This is a genomic window from Streptomyces gottesmaniae (assembly GCF_031845845.1).
In the GTDB taxonomy this organism is placed as follows: Bacteria; Actinomycetota; Actinomycetes; order Streptomycetales; family Streptomycetaceae; genus Streptomyces; species Streptomyces akebiae.
On record NZ_JAVRFJ010000136.1, the window covers coordinates 1 to 452 of the forward strand.

The 452-nt window shown below is 64.4% G+C and carries 1 protein-coding gene; it reads left to right on the forward strand.

Annotated elements, in window-relative coordinates:
* The coding region (locus tag RM704_RS44735; protein ID WP_311593618.1) for an MMPL family transporter at positions 1-452 on the forward strand (452 nt) is incomplete at both ends.

Genomic DNA, 452 nt, shown 5'->3' on the forward strand with positions numbered 1-452 from the left:
GTATTACAACGATTTGGTCCGTCAGCTGAAGGCGGACCCGGCGCATGTGCAGCACGTGCAGGATTTCTGGGGGGATCCGCTCACCGCAGGCGCAGCGGAAAGCGCCGACAACAAGGCTGTGTACGTCCAGATGGGGCTGGCGGGTGACCTGGGCCAAGCACTGTCGAACGAGTCCCTGGAAGCAGTCCGGGGCATCGTCGACCGGAGTTCGCCACCCCCGGGCGTCAAAGCCTATGTCACCGGTCCGGCGGCGATAGTCGCCGATCTGAGCGCGAGCGGCAACCGAACCGTCCTACTGGTGACGGGCCTGAGCCTCGCGGTCATCCTGGCGATGCTCCTGTTCTTCTTCCGCTCGATCTTCACGGCGGTGATCCTGCTTCTCCTGGTGGGAATCCAATTACAGGTGGCGCGAGGGGTCGTCGCGCTCCTCGGCGATCAGGGCTTCATCGGCC